This is a genomic window from Citrobacter sp. CFNIH10, from assembly GCF_002934585.1.
GTDB lineage: Bacteria > Pseudomonadota > Gammaproteobacteria > Enterobacterales > Enterobacteriaceae > Citrobacter_A > Citrobacter_A amalonaticus.
Genome location: NZ_CP026216.1, coordinates 2,644,441 through 2,669,235 on the forward strand (window position 1 = coordinate 2,644,441; position 24,795 = coordinate 2,669,235).

The 24,795-nt window shown below is 54.2% G+C and carries 17 protein-coding genes, 1 tRNA gene and 2 pseudogenes; 4 read left to right on the forward strand and 16 right to left on the reverse strand.

The window, feature by feature from the left end:
- Nucleotides 1-54: 54 nt before the first annotated feature.
- Nucleotides 55-1,188, forward strand: coding sequence for a porin (locus C2U53_RS16165; RefSeq protein WP_043001523.1), 1,134 nt, complete (start codon nucleotides 55-57; stop codon nucleotides 1,186-1,188).
- Nucleotides 1,189-1,254: 66 nt separating this feature from the next.
- Here the strand turns inward: C2U53_RS16165 and mnmH are convergent, their stop codons facing one another.
- The 5 genes from mnmH to ppiB all read right to left on the reverse strand — a co-directional run bounded on the left by mnmH (nucleotide 1,255) and on the right by ppiB (nucleotide 5,570).
- A complete protein-coding gene (gene mnmH, locus C2U53_RS16170; RefSeq protein WP_044265285.1) occupies nucleotides 1,255-2,325 on the reverse strand; it encodes a tRNA 2-selenouridine(34) synthase MnmH in 1,071 nt (356 codons plus the stop codon).
- Between the two features lie 96 nt (nucleotides 2,326-2,421).
- The gene (gene purK, locus C2U53_RS16175) at nucleotides 2,422-3,489 is read right to left on the reverse strand and encodes a 5-(carboxyamino)imidazole ribonucleotide synthase (protein WP_044265287.1); all 1,068 of its coding nucleotides are present in this window, start codon (nucleotides 3,487-3,489) and stop codon (nucleotides 2,422-2,424) included.
- Nucleotides 3,486-3,995 carry a 5-(carboxyamino)imidazole ribonucleotide mutase gene (gene purE, locus C2U53_RS16180; RefSeq protein WP_043001520.1) on the reverse strand — a complete coding sequence of 170 codons (510 nt, stop codon included), beginning with the start codon at nucleotides 3,993-3,995 and terminating at the stop codon, nucleotides 3,486-3,488. Before purE ends, purK begins: the two co-directional genes overlap by 4 nt.
- Before the next feature lie 355 nt (nucleotides 3,996-4,350).
- Entirely contained in the window at nucleotides 4,351-5,073 is a 723-nt protein-coding gene (gene lpxH, locus C2U53_RS16190; RefSeq protein ID WP_104446112.1) for a UDP-2,3-diacylglucosamine diphosphatase, read from the reverse strand.
- 2 nt (nucleotides 5,074-5,075) lie between these two features.
- Nucleotides 5,076-5,570, reverse strand: a complete 495-nt coding sequence (gene ppiB / locus C2U53_RS16195) for a peptidylprolyl isomerase B (RefSeq protein WP_042324369.1) — start codon at nucleotides 5,568-5,570, stop codon at nucleotides 5,076-5,078.
- Between the two features lie 174 nt (nucleotides 5,571-5,744).
- Here ppiB and cysS point away from each other — a divergent pair, with 174 nt between their 5' ends.
- Entirely contained in the window at nucleotides 5,745-7,130 is a 1,386-nt protein-coding gene (gene cysS / locus C2U53_RS16200; protein ID WP_104446113.1) for a cysteine--tRNA ligase, read from the forward strand.
- Nucleotides 7,131-7,221: 91 nt separating this feature from the next.
- Here the strand turns inward: cysS and C2U53_RS16205 are convergent, their stop codons facing one another.
- From C2U53_RS16205 to folD, 5 genes are all read right to left on the reverse strand, one after another.
- A complete protein-coding gene (locus C2U53_RS16205) occupies nucleotides 7,222-7,746 on the reverse strand; it encodes a metal-dependent hydrolase (RefSeq protein WP_044328451.1) in 525 nt (174 codons plus the stop codon).
- Nucleotides 7,747-7,818: 72 nt separating this feature from the next.
- Nucleotides 7,819-8,835, reverse strand: a complete 1,017-nt coding sequence (gene malI / locus C2U53_RS16210) for a Mal regulon transcriptional regulator MalI (protein ID WP_043001516.1) — start codon at nucleotides 8,833-8,835, stop codon at nucleotides 7,819-7,821.
- A gap of 84 nt (nucleotides 8,836-8,919) precedes the next feature.
- Nucleotides 8,920-10,419 carry a PTS transporter subunit EIIC gene (locus tag C2U53_RS16215; protein ID WP_043001515.1) on the reverse strand — a complete coding sequence of 500 codons (1,500 nt, stop codon included), beginning with the start codon at nucleotides 10,417-10,419 and terminating at the stop codon, nucleotides 8,920-8,922.
- A gap of 250 nt (nucleotides 10,420-10,669) precedes the next feature.
- Complete coding sequence (gene ybcJ, locus C2U53_RS16220) at nucleotides 10,670-10,882, reverse strand: ribosome-associated protein YbcJ (RefSeq protein WP_043001514.1); 213 nt, start codon at nucleotides 10,880-10,882, stop codon at nucleotides 10,670-10,672.
- A gap of 1 nt (nucleotide 10,883) precedes the next feature.
- Nucleotides 10,884-11,750, reverse strand: coding sequence for a bifunctional methylenetetrahydrofolate dehydrogenase/methenyltetrahydrofolate cyclohydrolase FolD (gene folD / locus C2U53_RS16225; protein ID WP_043001513.1), 867 nt, complete (start codon nucleotides 11,748-11,750; stop codon nucleotides 10,884-10,886).
- 242 nt (nucleotides 11,751-11,992) lie between these two features.
- On the opposite strand from folD, the gene C2U53_RS16230 reads away from it, so the two are divergent.
- A tRNA-Arg gene (locus tag C2U53_RS16230) sits at nucleotides 11,993-12,069 on the forward strand.
- A gap of 158 nt (nucleotides 12,070-12,227) precedes the next feature.
- Here the strand turns inward: C2U53_RS16230 and hha are convergent.
- From hha to C2U53_RS16245, 4 genes and pseudogenes are all read right to left on the reverse strand, one after another.
- Nucleotides 12,228-12,437, reverse strand: a complete 210-nt coding sequence (hha, locus tag C2U53_RS16235; protein ID WP_043001997.1) for a hemolysin expression modulator Hha — start codon at nucleotides 12,435-12,437, stop codon at nucleotides 12,228-12,230.
- Nucleotides 12,438-12,538: 101 nt separating this feature from the next.
- Nucleotides 12,539-19,045 carry an autotransporter outer membrane beta-barrel domain-containing protein gene (locus tag C2U53_RS16240; protein WP_246876123.1) on the reverse strand — a complete coding sequence of 2,169 codons (6,507 nt, stop codon included), beginning with the start codon at nucleotides 19,043-19,045 and terminating at the stop codon, nucleotides 12,539-12,541.
- 1,290 nt (nucleotides 19,046-20,335) lie between these two features.
- Nucleotides 20,336-20,461, reverse strand: a pseudogene (locus tag C2U53_RS30755) (ESPR domain-containing protein); the annotation flags it as partial.
- Between the two features lie 1,396 nt (nucleotides 20,462-21,857).
- Nucleotides 21,858-22,205, reverse strand: coding sequence for an HAD family hydrolase (locus C2U53_RS16245; protein ID WP_224267574.1), 348 nt, complete (start codon nucleotides 22,203-22,205; stop codon nucleotides 21,858-21,860).
- A 16-nt stretch (nucleotides 22,206-22,221) separates the two neighbouring features.
- Between C2U53_RS16245 and C2U53_RS30340 the strand changes: the two are divergent.
- Nucleotides 22,222-22,377: pseudogene (locus C2U53_RS30340) on the forward strand (restriction endonuclease subunit M); the annotation flags it as partial.
- Nucleotides 22,378-22,612: 235 nt separating this feature from the next.
- On the opposite strand, the gene C2U53_RS16260 reads toward C2U53_RS30340, so the two are convergent.
- A complete protein-coding gene (locus C2U53_RS16260) occupies nucleotides 22,613-24,052 on the reverse strand; it encodes a Cu(+)/Ag(+) sensor histidine kinase (protein ID WP_104446115.1) in 1,440 nt (479 codons plus the stop codon).
- Nucleotides 24,042-24,725, reverse strand: coding sequence for a copper response regulator transcription factor CusR (cusR, locus tag C2U53_RS16265; protein WP_044256698.1), 684 nt, complete (start codon nucleotides 24,723-24,725; stop codon nucleotides 24,042-24,044). The genes C2U53_RS16260 and cusR overlap by 11 nt, the downstream gene beginning before the upstream one ends.
- Nucleotides 24,726-24,795 lie beyond the last annotated feature (70 nt).

Below are 24,795 nucleotides of genomic sequence, written 5' to 3' on the forward strand. Positions count from 1 at the left end.
CCAGTTAATATTCAAGCGCTGAATAATTAGCAGGAAATCTATCAAGGAAAAATAATGACTATAAAAACAACAGCGCTGGCGGCATCGATCGGCGCAGCAGTGGCATTAACGTCTTTCGCCTCTCAGGCGGAAATAACCGTTCTGAAACAAGATCCGCAGGCGGGTAATCCGCTGAGCCGTCTCAACTTTACCGTTGGCGGGAGTATTCGTCCTCAGTTCCAGAACATGACGGGCGACGACGGCGCAAATGGCTATAAACGTAATGGCTTCGACGGCGGTACCCGTTTCCGCTTCGCGGCAGATTACTATCTGTTTGATGACATCAGTTGGATCAGCTTCTACGAGCTGGGCGTTAACATTCCGGCGCAGTTCAACTGGGACAACCACTATGCTGACGGCGCGCATGACACCACGCGTCGTATGCTGTACACCGGTCTGAAGAGCGATACCTGGGGTACGCTGACCTTCGGTCAACAGAACAGCATCTACTACGATGTGGTCGGTGCGAAAACCGATATCTGGGACTACGACATGATTGGTCAGGCACCGGGTAACGGGATTAACGGCGACTATGATGGTTCTTACCGTTCCCGCAAAATGCTGAAATATAAGAAAACGGTTGGTGATGTTGATCTCTACGCATCTTATCTGTTCAGCGACGACTACAACCCGAATAATGGCCTGAACTACAAGCGTAAAGGCGGTGGTTCACTGGGTGCGGATTATCACATTACTGACGATCTGAGCTGGGGTACGGCGTGGAACTACACCCGTGCGGAAATGCGCGGTAACGGCAGCAAAACGTACGATCAGAACATCGTGGGTACTGCCCTGAGCTGGACCCCGGATAGCTGGACCTTCTCACTGGGCGGCGGCTGGTACCAGAACTTTATGACCACCAAAAAAGTGTCTGTTAACGACTACTTTGCCGGTGATGCGTGGGGTCTGGAATACTTTGCGGGCTATACATTCCCAATCAACCAGTATGCGTTGAAATCCGTTCAGCCGTACTTCATGGGTGACCGTATTGAATACGTGAATGGTCGCAACTACCTGCGTACCGACAACGGCGTGGGTATCAGTTTCCAGCTGGATTATGGTTTCCGTGTTGATTACGAACACGTCTTTACCTCCAGCACCGATAACCTGGGTGATATGAACCTGGTGCGTCTGCGTTACGACTTCTGAGTCTGATGCTGTGCCCGGTGACGCTAACGCTTACCGGGCCTACAAATCATCACCCTCCGGCGTTTTTCAACCGCGCAACCACGCCTCAACCTCTTCAAATGTTCCACGAAAGGCAATCTGTCCGGCTTTCTTTTCCAGTTGATAGCGATACATCGGATCGTAATATTCTTCCAGCAGCGGCACTAACCAACTGAAATGCACTTCGGTGCTGCCGGTCTGACGCTGTGCCTCCAGCGCCACGTCCAGCCTGGCGGTTAACTCGTTAAACCGCTGCAAACCCAGACGCCGTTGAATTGCAAAAAGCCCATGATGCAGATAGTTGCTGTATTCCTGCCATCCCGGCTCTTCGCCATACGCATGGGTGAAATCATGATGCATCCGCACGAAATACTCTTCCCGCAGACGCTCAAGACGGCGCCCGAACGGATCGTCAATCACGGCGATAGCGGCCTGCGTCATGCGTTCGCGCAGGCATTCCGGCAGATGGTTAGCGCCGATCATCCGGCCTTCATCTTCCAGCACCCAGCGCGTGGCCTGCTTTTTGAGCAGCGTCACCGCCAGCAGATTTTCAAAACTGGCCTGACTGAGCTGGGGTTCCAGCGTGCGTCCAAAAGAGGAGCCGCGATGATGGGCTAATCCCTCAAGATCTACGCCGTTTTCCTGCTTTTGCACCAGTTGTGTTTTTCCATTGCCGGTACAGCCGCCAATTAGCACGATCGGTTTTTGGACCTGTTCTTCCGTGGCGGCAATCGCGGCCTGGCGTAGCGCTTTGTAGCCACCGTTGATCAACGGGTAATCCACGCCGGATTCACGTAGCCACTGCTGGACAATGTGCGAACGCTGACCGCCCCGGGCGCAGCAGAGATAGCCTTGCGGGTGTTGCCGGCAGGCTTTGCGCCAGGCAGCCAGACGCTGCTGGCGAATCTCGCCGCAGACCAGTTGATGACCGAGCTCAAGTGCAGCTTCTGGCCCCTGGCGTTTATAGCAGGTACCCACGGCGGCACGCTCGTCATCATTCATTAAGGGTAAATTTATCGCGCCCGGTATGGCACCCTGCTGAAATTCAACCGGCGCGCGGACATCGATTAAGGGCGTATCGGCAGTAAGGATCGCGCGATAGTCCGTTCCATCGTTCATGAGAAATCCTGAAGAAGACAAACAGCAATGGACGGGATTTTACGCGCGGAAGGAGAGGGCGGGGAAGTATAAGTTAAACTTCCCCGCATTTTAGGCTTACTTGAACTGAGTTTGCGCCCAGAAGATACCGCTGGCGTATTCCGGCGGCAGCAACGGCGCGAGGGCTTCCAGCGTGGCGCTCAGGCGCGCGGTATCGCTGTCGGTCAGATTCAGATGACCCACTTTACGCCCCGGACGCACCTCTTTGTCGTACCAGTGCAGATGCACTAACGGCAGTTTCAGCCAGTCGTAGTTCAGATCGCTGCCAATCAGATTCACCATTACCGACGGACTGTCCACCACCGGTGACGGCAGCGGCAGGCCGGTAATCGCCCGCAGATGCAGCTCAAACTGGCTGATGCTGGCGCCGTTTTGCGTCCAGTGACCGCTGTTGTGCACGCGCGGGGCCAGTTCGTTGATCAGCAGACCTTCCGGCGTAACAAAGCACTCCATCGCCATCACGCCAACGTAACCCAGCTCCTGCATGATGGCCGAAAGCATGGATTCGGCCTGCGCTTGTTGCTTCGCGTCGGCTCGAGGGAAGGCGACGCTGGTGCGCAGAATACCGTCCTGATGCAGGTTACGCGTCAGCGGGTAGAACACCGTGCTGCCGTCATGCGCGCGTGCGCCAACGAGCGACACTTCACCCGAGAAATTAATGCCTTGCTCAACAATGCATTCGCCGTAGTTATCGTCAGGCAGTTGATCGGTTTCACTGGCGCGTAAACGCCACTGACCACGACCGTCATAACCACCGACACGACGTTTCACGATCGCCAGTTCGCCTAAACGCTGAAAGACAGCAGGCCATTCGCTTTTGTCGGCCAGCAATTGCCATGGCGCGGTCGCCAGGCCGAGCTTATCGAAAAGCTGTTTTTGCGTCAGGCGATCAGCAATAATTGGGAATACATCACGGTTAACGAAAGCCGGATGACGCGCCAGTTCACGTGTTAACGCGGTTTCCGGCCAGCGCTCGATTTCTGCGGTAATCACGCTTTGCTGAAAAGGCACGGCAGCCGGTTCCGCATCCAGCCCCACCGGCCAGACGGCGATACCCAGCGGTTCACCGGCCTGACGGAGCATCCGGCCTAACTGCCCGTTGCCCAGTACGCAAACCTGTTTCATGCCGCACCTCGCGGATCCGGATTCTCCAGCACCTCATCCGTTTGCGCCTTGCGCCAGTCGTTCAGGCGCTGATGCAATGCCTTATCATGCGTCGCCAGAATCTGCGCCGCCAGCAGCGCCGCGTTAGCCGCGCCCGCTTTACCAATTGCCAGTGTACCGACCGGAATACCGCGCGGCATCTGCACGATCGAGTACAGGCTATCGACGCCGCTCAGCGCCGCACTTTGTACCGGAACGCCCAATACCGGCACCAGCGTTTTCGCCGCAATCATACCTGGAAGATGGGCAGCGCCACCTGCGCCAGCAATAATTACCTGATAGCCGTTCTCTTCGGCGCTTTCGGCAAAGCTAAACAGTTTATCGGGGGTGCGGTGGGCAGAAACCACTTCTACGTGATGTGGGACATCCAGGATTTCAAAGATTTCGGCGGCGAACTGCATGGTAGCCCAGTCGCTTTTGGACCCCATCACGATGGCGACACGCGCCGGATTATTGCGGGAAGACATGCGTCTGAAAACTCCTGTGGTGCGGGACACGCTGCTTTTGAGGCCACAGAGAATAGCACGATACAACGCCAAGGAAAACGGTTGCGTAGCTGGATTTTAAGGCTTCCTGCGATGTCAAAACAGATTTCGCTGGAAACGTACCGGTTCTAACAGAAGCGGATCAACCCCCTCTGTGCCCCCTGACAAAAAGGGACTCTGTGGATCATGCTTTTTGAAATTGCTGTTGGCTTGATGTTGATTGTAAGTCGCGTAGCAATATTGACATCCACTCACTGTTGAAAGCGGGTATATCGGTGCGACGGCTGGCACTAATGATCATCGCGAGTATTCCAGTCAATAATGAGGGGGCTTTTTCTCAAAACGGGAAAGCGATCAGTTCCACATCGTCCGGCGTGACTTTAACCATCGATCCTTCCGTATGCCAGGCACCTAACACGACGCGAAAGGCGGGTTCGCCATTAGCCGTGAGCGGGTGGACATCAGGACGGTGAGTATGGCCGTGAATCAGCCACTGGGCATGATGTTTTTCCATCTCTGCGATCACCGCATGTGGGTTGACGTCCATGATTTCCAGCGATTTGCTGCGGTTAGCAGCTTTACTGTCGGCACGCATTCGGGCGGCCACGCGTTTGCGAATACACAGCGGCAGGGCGAGGAACAGCGTTTGCAGCCAGCGTTGATGGACTTTTGCGCGAAATGCCTGATAACCCGCGTCATCGGTGCACAGCGTATCGCCGTGCAGGATAAGCACCCGGCGACCGTACAGATTGAGCACTTTTTCCTGGGGGAGCAACGTCATGCCGCTTTCGCAGGCGAAGCGTTTGCCAATCAGGAAGTCACGATTACCGTGAATAAAGAAACAGGGGACGCCGGAATCAACAACCGCTTTAATAGCGGCAGCGATTTCACGATGTAACGGGTTGGGATCGTCATCGCCAATCCACGCTTCGAACAGGTCGCCCAGGATATACAATGCGTCGGCCTGACGGGCTTCACCCGCTAAAAAACGCAGAAAACCGGCGGTGATCGCCGGTTCTTCCGTGCAGAGATGAAGATCTGCAATAAACAGTGTCGTCACGATTACTCGCTGACGGTCACGTTTTCGATAATGACGTCTTCTTTCGGTACGTCCTGGTGCATGCCGCTGCGACCGGTAGAAACACCCTTGATTTTGTCAACCACGTCCATCCCTTCAACCACTTCCGCAAAGACGCAGTAGCCCCAGCCCTGCATGCTTTCGGCGGAGAAGTTCAGGAAGTCGTTGTCGGCAACGTTGATGAAGAACTGCGCCGTTGCGGAGTGCGGAGCCTGAGTACGCGCCATTGCCAGCGTACCACGGGTGTTTTTCAGACCGTTGTTGGCTTCGTTTTTGATAGCGTCTTTGGTGGCTTTCTGTTTCATGCCAGGCTCAAAACCGCCGCCCTGAATCATAAAACCATTGATCACACGGTGGAAAATGGTGTTGTTGTAAAAACCTTCGCGGCAGTAGTCCAGGAAGTTTTTAACTGTTTCAGGCGCTTTATCATCAAACGTTTTGATTACGATATCGCCGTGATTAGTGTGGAAAGTAACCATTTTTGCATCCTGTTCCGATATAGTAGTGCTTTAACCCAACTAAGGGTCAGAGTTAGGGAGGTGTTATAGCATAACCGCACGCTGCGATCACCTCGCAAAGTGTGCTGCTTCCCGTCCGAATTATGGGTATTATACAGACTTTGTTATCCACACACGTCTTACACGGAATCTTCGATGTTAAAAATCTTTAATACACTGACGCGCCAAAAAGAGGAATTCAAACCCATTCATGCCGGGGAAGTCGGCATGTACGTGTGTGGTATTACCGTTTACGATCTCTGTCATATTGGTCATGGCCGTACGTTTGTGGCGTTTGACGTGGTGGCGCGCTATCTGCGCTTTCTGGGCTACAAGCTGAAGTACGTGCGTAACATCACCGATATCGACGATAAAATCATTAAACGCGCAAATGAAAACGGCGAAAGCTTTGTGGCGCTGGTGGATCGTATGATCGCCGAAATGCACAACGACTTTGATGCGCTAAATATTCTGCGTCCGGACCTGGAGCCGCGCGCGACTCACCATATCGCTGAAATCATTGAAATCACTGAACAGCTGATTGCTAAAGGTCACGCCTATGTGGCGGATAACGGCGATGTGATGTTCGATGTCCCGACCGACCCAAACTACGGTCAATTGTCGCGCCAGGATCTGGACCAACTGCAGGCCGGCGCGCGCGTGGATGTGGTCGATGTGAAACGTAACCCGATGGACTTCGTGCTGTGGAAAATGTCCAAAGAGGGCGAGCCGAGCTGGCCGTCACCGTGGGGCGCAGGCCGTCCTGGCTGGCATATTGAATGTTCCGCGATGAATTGCAAACAGCTGGGTAATCACTTTGATATCCACGGCGGCGGTTCTGATCTGATGTTCCCGCATCACGAAAACGAAATTGCCCAGTCCACCTGTGCGCATGACGGTGAGTACGTGAACTACTGGATGCACTCCGGGATGGTGATGGTTGACCGCGAAAAGATGTCCAAATCGCTGGGTAACTTCTTTACCGTACGCGACGTGCTGAAGTATTACGACGCGGAAACCGTGCGCTACTTCCTGATGTCCGGCCACTATCGCAGCCAGTTGAACTACAGTGAAGAGAACCTGAAGCAGGCGCGTTCTGCGCTGGAGCGCTTGTACACCGCGCTGCGCGGGACGGATACGTCGGTCGCGCCAGCCGGTGGCGAGGCGTTTGAAGCGCGCTTTGTTGAGGCGATGAATGACGATTTCAACACCCCGGAAGCCTACTCCGTACTGTTCGACATGGCGCGCGAAGTGAATCGTCTGAAAGGCGAAGACATGTCCGCCGCGAACGCGATGGCCTCACATCTGCGTAAGATTTCTGGCGTGCTGGGACTGCTGGAGCAGGATCCGGAAGCGTTTCTGCAAAGCGGTGCGCAGGCGGATGACGGTGAAGTCGCGGAAATTGAAGCGCTGATTCAACAGCGCCTGGATGCCCGTAAAGCCAAAGACTGGGCGGCGGCGGATGCGGCGCGTGACCGTCTGAACGAAATGGGCATCGTGCTGGAAGATGGCCCGCAGGGGACGACCTGGCGTCGTAAGTAACGTTCTTGCCGGATGGCGGCTAACGCCTTATCCGGTCGACAACATACCTGAGCCGTGCCGGATAAAACGTTTTGCGTCGTTATCCGGCAATTCAATGCTTCCGGTACCACCGCAGCATCCCCATCAGCAGTACACCCGGCAACCACACCCACAGTAACTCGGACATAATCACCTGATGCCCATACGGCGTGGTGTAGCGCGACAGGGCAAACGGCGCGACTTTTATCACCTGCCATGGTGCGAAAAAGCGCTCGTCCGACCACGGCCACAGCCAGCCAACTCCTTTGCCGCCGGTAGTGATTGCGTCCAGCAGACTGTGCGACAGCAGCGAAACCGTCAAAAACAACCAGCAGCGCATTAACCCGGCTTTAAACCATCGCCGCCCCATCCACACGCAGAGCAGCGGAACCACCAACGCAAACAGTAGAGAATGGGTAAACCCTCGGTGTCCGAACACGTTCCCGTAGGACACGCCGAGTTTGAATGAAAGGACGTCGGCATCCGGTAGCATTGCCAGCGCGATCCCGGCAAACAGTAAACGTGGAGGAATGACTTTCAGTCCCAGACCCAGCCCAAGGCAAATCGGGACGGCGGCGTGCGTGATAACGGTAGGCATTGTCATTATCCCTGGCAAATCATAGCAATATAGCAGTGGCAAGCGGGGAGAGGAGGCGGGTGAATTCCGAATTTATGCCGATTCGCGCACGACCAGTTGACCGGAAAGGGTAATGCGCTGGATTTGTAGCGCCGGCTCTTTCAGTTTGCGCATCATAAGGACTGCCGCCTGGCGTCCGGTCTCTTCACTGGCGGATGAAACATAGGTCAATGACGGCGAGGTCAGATTCACGTGGAGCATGTCTTCGAACCCAATCAGGGCAACCTGTTGCGTGAGGAAAACATCTTTCCCGACCGTGCGCCCAACCTGATGAATGCCGGAGAACGAGCCAATCATCGCGGCGGGAGAATGGCAAAGCAGGGCGGTGAAGGTGTTGTTTTTTTCCAGTAACTGGCGTGTGGCGAGCCCCGCCGCCTGAGTGTCGTCACTACAGGCTGGTGCGGACTCTTCGCGATACACCAGGCCGTTCTGCGTCATCGCGCTGCGAAAACCCAGCAGTCGTTGCTCACGAATGTGGCAGCCTTCCTGACCGCCGATATAGGCGATATTACGGTGCCCGCGCTCGATGAGGTAGCGGGTCGCCAGATTCGCGGCCTGGCGATTATCGCGCATCACCAGATCGCATTTGTCTTCCAGTAGCGACTGAGACACCACCACCAGCGGTAGCGGGCAGTGGCGGATTTTCTCTGGCAATGTTGAGGCGCGATTATCAGAGGCGAGGTAAATCACCCCGGCGACGCCCTGCTGCTTAAACGACAGCAGACAGCGCTCCAGGTGATCGCCATCGTTAAGCGGTTGGCCGAGAAAAACCATAAAACCGTTTTTTTCCAGTTCCTGAACAATGCTTGCCATTACCTTGATGGAAAAGCTGTCGCTAAAATCGCGCAGGATCAGGCCGATCAAATTAGAGGTGTTAGCGCGAAGATTCGCCGCGGCGATGTTATGGACATAGCCAAGCGTATTGATGGCGGCATGAACCTTCTCAATGGTTGCCTCTGAGATTTTCCCTTTCTGGCGTAGCACCAGCGAAACGGTTGAGACCGAAACGCCTGCCAGCTTTGCCACATCAATAATGCTGACTTTCTTCAAAATCGCTCCCTGAAAATTACCGGTTATCAGCCTGATGCAACAACGTCTCCCAGCGTACAGGAGACGTGTCACTCAGACATCTTATTATTTGCCGATCATCGTGGACATGGTCTGGGCGATAAACTGTGCTCTGGCACCGAAAATCACCTGGATACCGTTGTCGCCGACAAAGACCACGCCGCGCGCGCCGAGGCCGTTGAGACCGTCTTTATCGACCACGTCGCTTTTCGCCACTTCCAGACGCAGACGGGTGATGCAGGAGCCGACGGAGTCGATATTTTGCGCACCGCCCAGCAGGCCGATGATTTCAGTGGCAATTTCCGTATCCGTCTTGTCGTTGGCATTGGCGGTCACTTCGGTTCGACCTGGCGTTTTGATATCGAAACGGCGAATGACAAAGCGGAAGGTAAAGTAGTAAATCAGCGCCATCGGCACACCGATGATAATGGCGTTCAGGAAGTTGGTCTGATAACCATTGAAGGACGGCAGAATGCCAAACGACAGGTAGTCGATGAAACCGGCGGAGAACGATTTGGCAATATGCGCATGCAGCAGGTACATGGTCATATAGGCCAGACCCGCCATCACGGCGTTGAAGACGTACAGAATCGGTGCCACGAAGATAAAGGTGAACTCAACCGGCTCGGTGATCCCTGTCAGGAAGCAGGTGAGCGCCGCCGAGAACAGAATACCGGCGGCAATTTTCTTATTCTTCGTGTGTGCTTCGTGATACATCGCCAGACATGCCGCAGGCAGCGCGAACAGCATCAGCGGGAACTCGCCCTGCATAAACTTACCGGCGTTTTGATAGGTATCGCTACTGAAGGATTTGACCCCTTCCTCCAGCATTTTGAACCAGATGGTCTGATCGCCGTGGATCACCTGGCCGGCCTGAGTGGTGTAATCCCCAAAGGAATACCAGAAAGAGGGATACCAGATGTGATGTAAACCGAGCGGGATCAGCGCGCGTTCAACCAGGCCAAAGATAAAGGTTGAGACCGCCTGATTATCGCCGTTAACCACCACCGAGAGCGCATCGATACCGGACTGAATATGTTGCCAGACGTAGGGCAGCAGCAGACCGAGTACGAAGGAGAGAAACGCGGTGGCGATGGCCACAAAACGTTTACCAGAGAAGAAACCGAGGAATTCCGGCAACTGCATGGTGTGAAAGCGGTTGTAACACCAGGCGGCGAGAATACCGCAGATCAGACCGCCAAAGACGCCCATCTGCAGGGTCGGGATTCCGACCACCATCGCGTATTTGCCGCCCTGGGAGGCCATCTCCGGCGTGATGCTCAGCACCGTACTGATGGTGATATTGGTGACAAACACGGAGACCGCCGCCGACAGCGCGGCAATACCCGATTCTGAAGCGAGACCGACGGCAGAGCCGATAGCAAACAACATCGGCAGGTTATCAAAGATAACGCCGCCTGCGTTCATCATCAGCGGCAGATGGAATTTATCTCCGAAGGCCAGCAGCAGGCCCGCAGCAGGAAGTAGTGAAATTGGCAGCATTAAAGCGCGACCAATCATTGATAATTTAGACAACGATTTAACAAACCCTGATATCAGACTCATGCTGATTCCCCCGAGTAGCGTTTTTATTGACGCTGTTATTGTAAGTAGAACGTTATAGTAGAACGTTCTACTTATCGTGATGAAGGCGTGGATTTTGCGCAACTGAAATTTCACGCTTCATCAAATGAAATCGTGATTCTTTGAAGTTGATCGATAATTAACCGCTATGGTCCTAGGGTGATAGGGGAGGAGAAGGGGAGCCTCAACCCGACATCTCCGAAAGAGAGATCGGGTTGAGGTGTCAGACCGCTCAGGCTGTTACGGTGATGGTCTGTCCGGCAAAACTCACGGTTTGGCCGGCCACGATTTTACAGCGCTTGCGGGTTTCTACCGCGCCGTCAACTTTTACCTGACCTTCGGCAATCGCCATTTTCGCCTGGGCGCCGCTTTCACTCCAGCCTTCCAGTTTCAGCAAATCGCACAGTTCAACGTGAGGATGCTTGCCTAAAGAAAAGGTTGCCATATTAATTGTCCTGAGGATCGTGATATTCAACGCACGCCTGTAGCGTGTTTTCGATAAGTGTGGCGACCGTCATTGGCCCCACGCCGCCCGGTACGGGCGTAATGTACGAGGCACGTGCGGCAGCGTCTTCAAATACCACGTCGCCGACGACTTTGCCATTTTCCAGACGGTTGATGCCGACATCAACCACGATCGCGCCTTCTTTGATCCACTCACCTGGAATAAAGCCCGGTTTCCCGACGGCAACGATCAGCAGATCGGCATGCTCAACGTGATGACGCAGATTTTTGGTGAAACGGTGGGTCACCGTAGTGGTACAACCGGCCAGTAGCAGTTCCATACTCATGGGACGACCCACGATGTTAGAGGCACCGATCACGACCGCATTCAGACCATAGAGATCGATGTTGTAACGTTCGAGCAGGGTGACAATCCCGCGCGGCGTGCAGGGGCGCAAACGCGGGGCGCGCTGGCACAGGCGACCGACGTTGTAAGGATGGAAACCGTCCACGTCTTTATCCGGATCAATTCGTTCCAGCACTTTGACATTATCGATGCCTGCCGGAAGTGGCAACTGCACCAGAATACCGTCGATAGTGTTGTCGGCGTTGAGCGTATCAATCAGCTCAAGCAGTTCCGCCTCGCTGGTGGTTTCCGGCAGGTCATACGAGCGGGAGACGAATCCCACTTCGTCACAGGCTTTACGCTTGCTTGCCACATAAATCTGCGAAGCCGGGTTGCTGCCTACCAGCACTACCGCCAGGCCAGGGGCTCGACGCCCGGCCTCAATACGCGCCTGAACTTTTTGAGCAACCTCAGAGCGCACCTGCTGCGCAATCGTTTTACCGTCAATAATCTTTGCTGCCATCAGAGAGAGGATTCCATCTGTTACTTCACGTCAAAGGGGATGGCGCTATTTTGTCAGAAGTGAAGGCGGTTGTCAGTTACCGCTTACTATTGGCGTTGTTTTAGAGGGTTATCTGAAGGGTATTTGCCCTGCAAACAGACGGGATGCTCATAACTCAAGCAGTTGAGAGGAAAGCCATTGACCGCTAAGGTTGTGAACGTATAATACCGACCAGTTTTGTATCACCCGCATTGCTGTTCAATGCTCCCTTAGCTCAGCTGGATAGAGCAACGGCCTTCTAAGCCGTCGGTCACAGGTTCGAATCCTGTAGGGGGCGCCATTTCGAAGTCAATACACCTCTACTGAATTCGCTTTTTATCCGTTATATTCCCTGAAATGAGAAAAAATTCCCTGTCGGTGTTAATCCTGATATATCTCTGGATGAGGCTCGCTTGAAGCGAGAGGATGCCCGGAAGATATAAAAAAACCACCTCTTTTTTAACGAACCAGCGACCATACGGCTGCCGGCACTTTGTCATACAGGGTGTTCGTTATTATCTCCGCCAGTCGGTGGTCGGCTGCTGCGTAAAAATTCGCCAGTTCATCTTCTGTCAGTTCATCGTTATTTTTTTCGATGACTTTATCCAGCGTTGCCTGACAGGTACATTTCCTTAACTGGAAAAGCCATTCCTGCTTTGTTTTTGACATCATCTCTCTTCCTGATAAATGCATATTCCTGATTACGGCTCCGGTGATTTCACGAAAAACGGAGCCGGGTTTCCCGGCTCCGCCTATTTCAGACACATGACTTACCAGCTGTATTTTACCCCCACCATGCCCTGGGTATCACTGTAGCCTTTATCGCCCATCTGCACACCCACGTTGCCCCACACGCTCAGATGGTCGTTCAGCTTGCCTTCCACCCCGGTGCGGACTTCGCCCAGATTACGCGCGCCATCGCGGCTGACTTTTGTCCCGTCCATCTTCACGCCCCAGGTTTCCGTATTGTGGATCCAGTTCACTTCCACGAATGGCTGGAAGGTACGCTGTTTACCGTCATCCATTTTGTGGTGACTGCTCAGATACGTTCTCACCCCGAGGCGAGTCTGAATATTGCCGTCGCCCTGCGTTTCGATGCGGGTTCCGTCTTTACGGCGATGCGCATCATCCTTCACGCCCATCCAGGTGACCTGCGCCTGCGGCTGCACATACCAGGTGTTCAGTGTGCCCTCGCTGCCGTAAAACTCTCCGGCTTTCAGGGTATAACCCGCTTCGACGGATGCGGTCAGACCTTTCGATTTGTAGCTGTCGCTGTCCCGGTGGTCTGATTCCACGCTGCTGTCAAACCAGTTGTACAGCATCCAACTGTCCACATACATGCCGGTTTTGTCCGCATCGTTCTGGTACCAGGTGCCGTACAGACCGGCGCTGTAGCCGCTGACGCGTCCGTCAGAGCCGTAGCCAACACGGTCGCTGCGGGTGTTGCTGTGCTCGTTCGCATAGCCGCCCATCACGCCCAGGTGCCAGCGGTCCAGTCCGTCAGAACTCCACTGCGCGATGTCGCCACCAATCTGCAGCACATAGCGGTTGCTCTGTGTTTGCAGCTGGCCGTCACCGGAAGATGAACGTTCGTGACCGCCGACGTGGCGCATCCACATGCTGCTGACGTTCTCCTCACCGTTATACAGCGCATCGGTGTACTGCGGTTCACCGAGACGGTCGTGCAGGCGGTGGTGAAACAGCGTGTTGGCTGCCGCGATATTGCTGATATAGCTGCCGGCTTCCGGGCGCAGCGCGTCCGGGGCGGTCGGATCGACTACCGGTGGTGTCGGTTCCGACGGGTCAACGTCAATCGGATCTGGCTCATCCTGCGGCGGTGTGCTGTCTTTCCATTTACTGGTCAGGTACCAGTTCTTCGCCGCTGCTCCGGCCCCTTTCGCCAGGGTATAGACGTAGGCCCCGGCTTCCACGGTCCCGGTGGTCAGGGCGAAGCTCCCCGCTGAGTTGCCGTCGACCTGGATGACCTCGATACCGTTCACCGTCTGTGCACCGGTCCCGCCGGTATTGGTCACGCTGACACGGGTATTGCCAGCCGTGTCGCCCTCTACCGTCAGTTTGTCCGTCACTGAGCTGTCATCGCCAAGTACGGTGTTGAGCGCCAGCAGACCGTTGTTCCCGGTGTAGTTGCCGTTCACCGTCAGGGTGTTACCCGGCGTTCCGTCTTCACGGGTCAGCAGGACTGAGCCGCTGTTGGTCAGGCTGCCGCCGACCAGAAAATCGGTCATCTGCATGGTACCGCCCTGCATGACGTTCACATCCCCGGCGGTGCTGCCGTAACCGGTGAAGGTGCCTCCGTTGTGCACGTTCACCAGACCACTCGCCATATCCACGGCGGAGTCCGCGTCACTGCCCAGCGCCAGTTCACCGGCGTTAATGCCGGTGGTGCCAGTGTACGCCGCAGCGTCCTGTGTTAGGGTCAGGGTGCCGGTACCGGCTTTGGTCAGGTCACCGCTGCCGCTGACACTGTTACTGAGTGTCCAGTCGCTGCCGGTGTTCACGGTCAGCAGACCGTTATCGTTGACGGATGCGGTACCGAGGTGGTTCTGTTTGTTGACGGTCAGGTTGCTGCCGTCATCAATGTTAAACAGGCCGCTGAAGCCGCTGTTGTCACCGGTGACGGCGGCGTTTGTGGTGTTAGTCGCGTCAACATGACCAGTACCGCTGATATTATTTGCCAGTGTGCCGGTTGCACCGTCCAGCGTCAGGGTCCCTTCATCGGCGATGGCCCCGGTACCCGCACCCTGAGCATCGTTGATGACGACTTCCGCACCGCTGCTGATGGTGGTGGTGGCGCTCAGGTTGCTGTTGGCACCGTCGATGGCCAGCACGCCGCCGTCCACGTTCAGCTTACCGCTGCCGGTCAGGCTGCCATTGCTGTAGCCGCCGTTTGCCAGGCTCAGCGAGCCGCCGTTAACATCAAGGACTGAACTGACATCGCCGGCCAGCTCGCCTGCGGTCTGGGCGGTGCCGTTCAGGTCCGCTTTCGCGTCGCTGTTAATCGCCAGTTTTGCGGTGTCGCCCAGCGCGCCGTCCACGTCGGTACGTAGGGTGCCGCCCACCACGGTGGTGCTGCCGGTGTAATCGTTGCTGCTGTTCGACAGCGACAGCACGTCGCTGTCGGAGGTGATGACAGTCAGATTACCGCTGCCGGTGATGCGGGCAGACTGGTCTGCTGCCGCGCCGGTGGCCCCCGGGGTTCCGTCAAGGGTCAGGGTCTGGTCCTGCAGCAACTCAAGCTCTGTCAGGCCGTAGTTCACGTACAGGCCGTCACCTGGTGCGGTGGTCAGGCGGTAATCGTAGGTACCTTTCGCCACGGTGTTCCCGCCCTGGGCAATATCGACCTGCATCGCAGCCGGGATGTCGAGGCCGTACTGGTCCACAAGTGTCAGGTTACCCCCGCTGCCGGTGACGTTCGCTGCGCTGACCAGTTGTACACCAACGTTGGCGTCATCCTGGGTCATCAGGGACGAGGTGGTGTCCGTCGCTATTTCCGGTACATACGGGTCGGGAATGTTCACCTGTACCGTGCCGCTGCCTGAGGCATCCAGCGTGTTCACCGTCACATGGCTGGCGGCCACGATGTCATGCGGCGCGGTGGCGTTAAAGGCCATATAGCCGCCCTCAAAGCTGAGCCCGCCAATCGCCTGTTCACCGTCACCCACCGTGGTGAAGCTGCCGGTATTCACGTTCAGGGTGGCATTCGTCATGGCCGTGGTGTTCACACCGTCAAGCGACAGGGTCGCGTTGCTCAGGTCCACGGTCCCGGCGAAGGTGCTGCCGGTGGTGGTGGCAAAGTTAAACGCCGCCCCGCTGGCATTCACCGCCATGGTTCCGGTGCCGGTCAGTCTGTTGGTGAAGGTGCGGTCAACGGGACTGTTCACCGCCAGAACCGAGGTGGCATCGATATCAAACGCTGCGCCACCGGTGGGTTTACCGCCCAGCGCATAACCACTATTCAGCGTGAACAGGGACGCCTCACGCAGGTTCACCAGGTTGTAGTTGTTGATTTGCGTACCGGTGCCGTCCATGGTGAAGCCTTCAGTCACCCCCTTAAAGAACACAGTGGCGTTACCGCTACCGCCGTTCAGGGCGTTAAAGGTGTTGCCGTTGCCCAGTACGGTGACCATATCCACACCCGCAGAGCCGCTGACGGTGTTCACATCCGCGCCGTTTGTCAGCAGGACAGTGTTGGTGCCGTTGCCGTTGAGCGCAATGTTGCCGCCCACGATACCGTCGTCCACCGTCACCGCGTTATTGCCGCTGCTTGTGGTGATGTTGTTACTGACGGTGCCGGTGTTGTTCACCGTGGCATTCGCCCCGTTCATCACCACGTCACCGTTAATCAGCCCGGCGTTGTTCATCGTGGCATTTGCCGCGCTCATCGCCAGCGTCGGTGTGCCGGCGGCGGAGGCGGTAATCACCCCGGTGTCCGCGTTGGTGAAGGTGGTGGCATTCGCCGTATCAACCGTGGAGGCCGTGGCACTGGCCGATTCCAGTATGCCGCGGTTGGTGGCAGACGTGACGCCGCTGCCCAGTTTCAGGGCAGGGCCGCCCGCCGCGTTGCCCACGGTGACGTACGCCGCCGTGTCCACAGTGCCGGTGGTGTTGGCATAAATGCCGGTACCGCCCGCGCCGGTGACGTTAATGGTCAGGCCGGAGGAGCCGGACAGGTCGAGGTTACCGGTGGTGGCGCTGCCGTCGGCATTTTCGAACGCAATCCCCTCACCGTTACCGCTGACGGTGATGAGACCGCTGTTGGTTTTGTCGATGGTGACCGCGGTACGTACCCCGGCACCGTTCGCCACGTCAATGGTGGTGTTCGTCAGTTGCAGGTCGGTCAGGTTCGCGGCGTTCTCAATACCGTTCCCCGTGGCGCCTGCCGCGTTAACGATAATGTGTGCCCCGTTCACATCAAGCCCGGTGGCACCGGTGCTTACCAGCACACCATCAGCCGTGCCGCGGGCTTCAACCGTGCCCACGCCGCTGCCGACCAGGTTCAGCGCCCCGGCGGCCAGGTTGATGGCCGCAGTCCCGTCCGTTGCCAGCACGGTGCCGCTGTTGGTCACCGAAGAGGCCTGCCCCTGGTCACCGGCACCGACATACAGTGCGGTACCGTTAGCGGTGATATTGCCCCTGTTACCGACTTCACCGCCCAGCACCTTCACCGCCGTTGATTCGGTACCAGTGAGGACAATGTCGCCGCTGTTATCAAGGGTACCGCTGTTCTGCGCGGTAAAGGCAGTGGCACCGTTGACCGAAGAGGTGATGGTGGCCGCGTTGTTCAGTACTGCCCCACTGTTGGTGGAAATCAGCGAACCGTCAGAACCGTAGGTGTTGCCGTCCACAATCCCGGCGCGTGCGCCGGTGCCGGTCAGGGCAAGCGAGGCACCGCTTTCGATGTCAATGGTGGCCTCGCCGGAGGCAATCACCCCCGTGGCGCCTGCGCCGCTGATATCCAGCGCACTGCCGCTGCCGATCGTGGCGTGGGTTCCGGGGCCGGTGGCATAGAGCGCCGTCGCTTCCTGGCCGCTGGCGGCAACCTGGATATCGCCGTCCATTGTCGCCCCGTCTTCCAGACGGAACAGGGTGGAACGGATGCCGGACGCATCCAGCACGGTACCGGCCGGGACGTCGGTATTGATGGTGGAGCCCGTACCGGACAGTGCAAACAGTATCTGGTCGGTGGCGGTGTCAGAGAAATCAGGGGTGGCGGTACCGGAAAGGTTCACTGTCGCCCCGTCAGTGGCGCGTACCCCGGTGGCACCGGTACCGTTCAGGGTCACGGTACCGCCGGTCATGTTGACAGTGGTATTCGCGCCACTGGCAATAATGCCGGTGGTACGCTCAGACACACTACCGCCATTGAGCACGATATTCCCTGAGTTGTTAACCACGGTGGTATTCGCGCCGGTCGCATCCTGCGCCACGATACCGGTGCCGCCTGCCCCGACGGTGATACTGCCGGTGTTGTCCCCGCGGGCACCGGCTTCAACCAGCAGACCGGTGGTGTCTTCACCGGTGAACACAATGTTCCCGGCGTTGCTGACTTCCGCCCCGTTACGGGCAATGTAGCCAGTGACCGCATCCAGCGCCGAGTTCAGCGCCGCTTCAGCAACCAGAAGGGTGCCTGTACCAAAACCGGTCGCCCCTGCCGCCAGCGCGGCATTCGCCAGCACGCCCGCAACCGGGGTTCCCAGCGCCTTACCATTAATGTCATAGCCCTGGCCGTCCGCAATCCCCGCCACCGCGCCGTTGGCGGTCATGTTGAGGGTGGCATTCGACGTGATCTTGCCCTGCGCGCCGCCCTGGATGAGTACACCGGTGGCATCCTGCCCGGACAGGTTAAGGGTCATGCCGCCGGAGTTGAAGGCCGACACATTGCCTGAGGCAGAGTCCTTGCCGTTCGCGACCACCGCGGTTGAACCCTGACCGGAGGCCGTCAGTACCGAGGCGGCACCGGCACCGCCGGTAAAGTCGGCCCCACCGTCAACACGGAACAGCACGGAGTCTTCAGTGCTCACATCCTGCGTGCCGGTGCCATTGTTGGTGATGGAGGCGGTCGGTCCGTAGACGTAGTAGCCAAGCTGGTTGGTGCCGTTACTGAAGTTCACATCTCCGGCTCCGGAAATGGTCACATTACCGCCAGCACGGGCATGAACACCGATGGCCCCATCACCACCAAGGTTAACCTGGCCGGAAATGTCAACCTGTGATCCCGTTCCTTCAGACCAGACACCATAGTTACGCAGCCCGGTGGCCAGTTCTGCACCTCCGTTAATATTCAGCGAACCGGATAATGACGCCTTGCCGCCGGAAACAGCTTTGATCCCGGTGTTATTCACGCCATTAAGGTTAATGGTGCCTGAACTGGTTACGGTACCGGCTGTTCTGCTGAGAGAGTAAATACCAATACTTTCAGAGGGAACAAAATCACCATCACTGCCGTTGCTGTTGACGTTGATAACACCACTATTGGTCAGAGACGTTGTTCCGTTGATAGCCCAAAGGCCATAGACACCATTAGCCATAGTGCTCAGCGTGATTGTCCCCTGGTTATCTCCGCGGGCTCCAGATTCAGTACGAATCGCTGTGCTGTCAGTATTCAGATATGCTTCGTCGCTACCGTCCTGGGTGTAACCTAAATTGATATTACCTCCAGCCTCGTTAACGAAATTAGAACCGTTGTAAACTCGGGCTACAAAAACACTTCCTGTCTGAAATTTATCGACAGCATTATCCCAGTAACCAGTGTTCATTGCTCCTGTGTTTTCTGCATCAGCTCCATTTTGTATTACCACACCCTGAACAGTTCCGTTCTGACTTTTATTTGTATAGACAAAACGTGGTGACAGACTATATATACCGTTCTCATTATTTGCGAATGTACTATTGTTACCATCTACTAACACGCCCAGATTGCCGTAAGCTCCATCAATTTCGTCGCTGCCTAATCCGAGCCACCCATTATTTATAAGTGTGGAACCGCTATTAACATGTGCAACTCTGCCAGTTGAAGCAGCTTTGCCATCGATAATTCCTGTCGCCCCATTATCCAGTTGGAATAATATAAATGTTGTGGAACTACCAACGTTTAAAGAAATTGAGCCCTCGCTGGTAACATTAACGATTGCATTACTCCCATTGGCGTGAAAAAATGACGTTTCGCCATCACCATAAACAGAAACATCAAATCCGTCAGGAATTTGAGAAAACTGATAAGCCTGACTGGAAGATGTGTACGCTTTCTTCAGTTCAGCATCATAACTGGAATAGTTCAAATCGCCAGAAGACAGCTTATTGATGACCCAGTCATTCCAGATTTTAAAATCGCTTAAGGAATTGACTGTGTGTGTTGAACCATCAAATGCAGTGAATGTTCCGGAATAACTGTCAGTCTGAACATCAAAACTACTTGGAGATGTATATGGTGACAAGTCAGCCGGAGAAGAGGATGAGATTATTTGCTTCGAATTCCAGTTAGCTCTCGCATTATTCTCCGTAGTACCATCAACATAAACTATGGATGTATTTCTTGTCTCTCCAATATTGTATTGATTCTCGTTAAGGGATAAATTGGCAGTACCACTATTAACAGTAGCCAGACGGGTGTCAATATATGGAGTGGCCGCAGGAAGAACAAACGCAAGGCCAGAATTAAATTTATAGGCATCGCGTTCAGTAAATGCATTTGAACTGTAGACCATCACGGTTTTGTTACTCGCTGTGATGGGGTCGTAGACGGTAATAGCCTGGGTCAGGCCCGGATAAATTATCTTGCTACCTGCCGCGGGCAAGGATGTAACAACATTGCCGTTTTGCGTTACGCTATACCCTTCATCAAGGGCCTCCTGAAGGGTGCTCAAAGCTGTATATGTTGCCCCCCCTCTGGTCCACGAAGACAACCCAGAAACCGACCATGTATTCCCGTCAGAAATAACTGCAGCACCGTTTTGGTTGCTGTTTGCGACAGGTGTCCAGGCATCATCTAATTGACAGCTAAAGGTAGCAACATCACAGGTGGTGGCTAAAGCTCCGGCCGACATTGCAACCATCAAACCAGCCGCCTTCACAGACTTACTGACTGCTCTTTTGATTCTGGCTCGTCCGAATTCAGAGGTGACAACCCACTGCATCAAGGTGCTGTTCCAGATTACGCGATAGATTTTGTTCATAGTAGACACCTCTTATACCGTGCCAATACTGACTACACAGGTGTCGGCTCTGTCACTGTACTGTGCCTTCCCTGTACCACTACGCATCATTGGCGCAGTCTTTTTATTTGTCCGGATGAGATTATTGCCTCTTCCAGAGTCATTCTCCGGTACTGAAATCAGCCCCCAAGAATTATTGATATTGCGAATTTTAAGTTGTTCCATGCTATATACTCGTTGGTGATTTTTTATGTTTTTTTTGTTGTTCAAGCGAATGCTTTCTTTTCCGTAAGAGCGATAAAAGACTTCCGGTGCCTCTCAATATCTGAAGCACGAAAAAAATAATCTTAGAGAGGGTAGTTATATTTCCTATTACCTACATTAAGGTTTTATATAAGGGGTAATGAAATGACATTACTGCCCTTACAGGCACCTGAACGGTGCCTGGTCGGCAAATATAACTACTCATTACGTATTGCAGTCTGCTGACAAACTGCATTCTCGGAGAATGGTCTACATTTCTACGACCTCTGTAAAATAAAACAACAAGGGAACAAATAAGAAAGTATCATAAAGACATTTTCTTTTTCTGTTTATGATATCGACACACTACCAGTTGAAATGGTTTTATGGATCTGTCCTTTTGCTATTCCCCAATAGCAGTTTTGCACTGTGTTAAAAGAGAGTCAAGCAGCGCTAAAATGTTAAAAAAGTAATATTAACGCAGCTGGACAAACCAGTTATATAATTCCTGGTGGTCGTTTTAAATGAGGGGCGTCTTTTCAGGAAATATCACTCACTTGCTCTTTTGAGGTTGAGATATTTGCATCTGACAATAAGAATATTACAAACATTAGATGAGGCTGGAAGTAGTCACCCGAGAGCACAATTTGCTAAAAAGTAATGGGCGTGGTTTGTAATTTTAATTTAAGTGATTGTATATAATGATATTTTTCTAAGTTGTTGTTATGAATTAATAATCTCCATTTTTATATCATGTAAAAAACACAACGTTATGATTGTATTATTCTTTTTTTGTTTTTTCGTTAGATATGAAAATTTGTTAAAAAAACAGTGTTACGAGAGGGTAGCAGCCGTAATTCGTAATCTGACCGGGTAAATTTTATAAAATTCAGATTTTTCTTTCTGAACAATAACCTGATAAAGGGGGACGGTATCAGTAAATTAGCCTTATGCCATGCCCATTTTTTGTGTCTTAAGCGTTTCTCATTGTTTCGTGTCGCTGCAACCCAGAACATTTCCATCCCGTTAGATAAATGGATGGATCATCAAGTCAGAAACCTCGGACAAAAAAGCCGGTGCGGTTCACCGGATCCCGTTCTTTGCAGGCCAGCAGCACACGTCCGGATCCGCGCGAGAGGGAGACAATCCCTATTGCAATCAGAAAGGGTGAAGCCTAAGAACGGCCAAGGGATTCGATATCCTGCAACAGCGTGTCGATCGTGGCGCGCTCTGTGAAAGGTTCTGGCGCACCTTCAGGTGCTGTCAGCCCAACCCTGTTATGCCAGTACGTGGGCACTCCCACTTTTTGCGTCCCAAGCATGTCATAAGCAGAGCCTGCGACAAATATAGCCTCGGCAGGAACAAAGCCTGTATTACACAACGCCAGACGATACGGCTCAGGATGCGGCTTGTAAAAATCAGCCTGTTCGGAAGTCACGACGACATCGAAGGGAACGCCGACAAGATCCGCAGCAATGCGCCTGAGGCGCGCCGAACAGTTAGTGACCACACTTAATCCCATCAGCTCAGAATAGACCCTGTTAACCGATTACACTGACGTGATTTGCTCCACCAGCATTGAACGCATCATCACCGGACGTAATGCTGCGCTGAGCCTGACAGAAATCCTTATTCATCAGCTCAGTGATATTTTTGCACTCACCGACAGCATTGGCGGGGGCAACGCGAATGAATGACGACTGCGCACATTACCTTTAAGCGGTCAGAACTTGTAGAAAAACTGAATGACATTTTCACTAAGCATTATCCGGGGATACTGGTAGCGCGATAGTTCATCGTTACCATAACCAGGCTCGAAATCACGGGTGTTTTTAGCGAAATACGATTGTGGGCTTCGGCGTTTTTCGAACTGCTAAAAATGCTCTAATAACAATGGTTATATGGCCTGTATTCGAATCCGGTAGGATCTCAGACCCACTCTTTCGGTAAACTCAACGTAAACCGGGTCATGTTTGTATCCGACGTCACCGACACTTTTCCGTGGTGTGCGGTCACAATCGATTTCACGATCGCCAGTCCGATGCCGCTGCCTTCGCCTTTACGCTGGCGGGATGGATCCACGCGATAAAAGCGATCAAACAACCGTGGTAAATGTTCGGCAGGGATAGGTGTTCCCGGGTTTTCAATGATGATGTGCACCTGTTCGTCCGCCTCTGTCAGCCGGACGGTAATGCTCTGGCCCAATGGCGTGTAGCGCATCGCGTTGGAGAGGAGATTGCTGATCGCCCGGCGCAGCATACCTGAATCGCCGGATACCAGGCATGGACGCCCTTCAAATTGCAACCCGACTTCCCGTTCTTCCGCCAGCGCCTCAAAAAAGTCGAATACTTTACTGACTTCATCCGCCAGATTGATCGTTTTTTTCTCCGGGATCAGCTGGTTGTTATCGGCCTGCGCCAGAAACAGCATATCGCTGACCATTTTCGCCATATGGCTAAATTCTTCGAGGTTGGAATAGAGCACCTCTTCCAGCTCCTTCTGGCTACGGGGCTGGCTGAGGACAATTTCTGTTTGCGTCACCAGGTTGGTGATAGGGGTACGGATCTCATGGGCAATATCAGCTGAAAAATTGGACTGGCGGGTAAAAACGTCTTCGATACGCTCGATCATGTGATTAAACGAGAGCACCAGCCGTTCCAGTTCAATAGGCACCGACCGGGGATCCAGTCGGACGTCGAGATCTTTCGAGGTGATGTTCTGAATCTGTCGGCTGACGCTACGGATCGGTTCGTGGCCTTTATACACGGCAAACAGCACGATAAAAATGATCAACATGCTGATGATCGAGGCGGTCATGATCAGCTTGTTTTTCAAATCGTTAATGTAATGCAGGTGAAAATCGATCGACAGCGCCAGATACAGGGTATAGGCCGGTTTTCCGTCGATCAGCGGCCCGACCGGCAGGCGGATCATGCGCCAGCTGGAATGGGTGCCGTGGCCAGCCATCTGCATCGACGGACCATTAATCAAATAGACGTTGCCGCCCGGAACGGTTTTATCCACCGTGGCGCGGGCAAGAAACTGGCGGATATCCGGCATATGAGGGGAATGAAAGAGCGCCTGCTGGTTGGCATCTTCCAGCGAAATAATGACGTTTGAGTAACCGGCTACCACGTTTTTCAGGATCTCCAGACGGCGGGATTCTGGCTCGTCGGAGGGGCTAAGGATACGTTCGAGGGTGGCGCTGATTTCGCTTAAGTCGTTGATGTCCTGTTCGGCAAAATGCACTTTTACCGACTGAATCATGATCCAGGCAAAGGCAAAAAAGGAGGCAATGGTCACGAGGCTGATAAAAAAGGTCAGGCGCGTCGCCAGCGAAAAAGGGCGGGGTAACCGCTTACTGACCATCCGGCACCTCAAGCACATATCCCACGCCACGCACGGTCTGAATCAGCTTAGGCTCAAAGTCGTTATCAATTTTGCCGCGCAGGCGCTTCACGGCCACGTCAATGGCGTTGGTATCGCTGTCAAAATTCATGTCCCACACCTGAGAGGCAATCAGCGAGCGGGGTAATACTTCTCCCTGGTGGCGCAGGAAAAACTCCAGCAGGGTAAATTCTTTGCTGGTGAGCGTGATGCGGGTACCGCTACGACTCACTTTGCGGCTCACCAGGTCAACGATCAGATCGGCCACCTGAAACTGGCTTTCGACGATTACCGCCGCCCCCCGGCGTAGCAGGGTTCTGACGCGCGCCAGCAGTTCGGCAAAGGCAAACGGCTTAACCAGATAATCATCCGCCCCTAATTCCAGCCCTTTTACCCGATGTTCAATGGTTCCCAACGCGGTAAGCAGCAGAATCGGCATGCCTTTATTCGCGGCACGCAGCATCCGGACGATATCCCAGCCGTTGACGTCGGGCAGCATGATATCAAGAACGAGCAGGTCGTAATCACCGGTCATCGCCAGGTGATAGCCGTTCAGACCGTTGTCAGCAAGATCGACAACAAAGCCCGCTTCCGTCAGCCCTTTGGTCAGGTATTCACCGGTTTTTTTCTCATCTTCGACGATCAAAATTTTCAACACATTCTCCTTCGCCACGCGACGGTCATGGGGCCTCTCAATTCTAGAGAAGCCAGATCGGATAGCAATC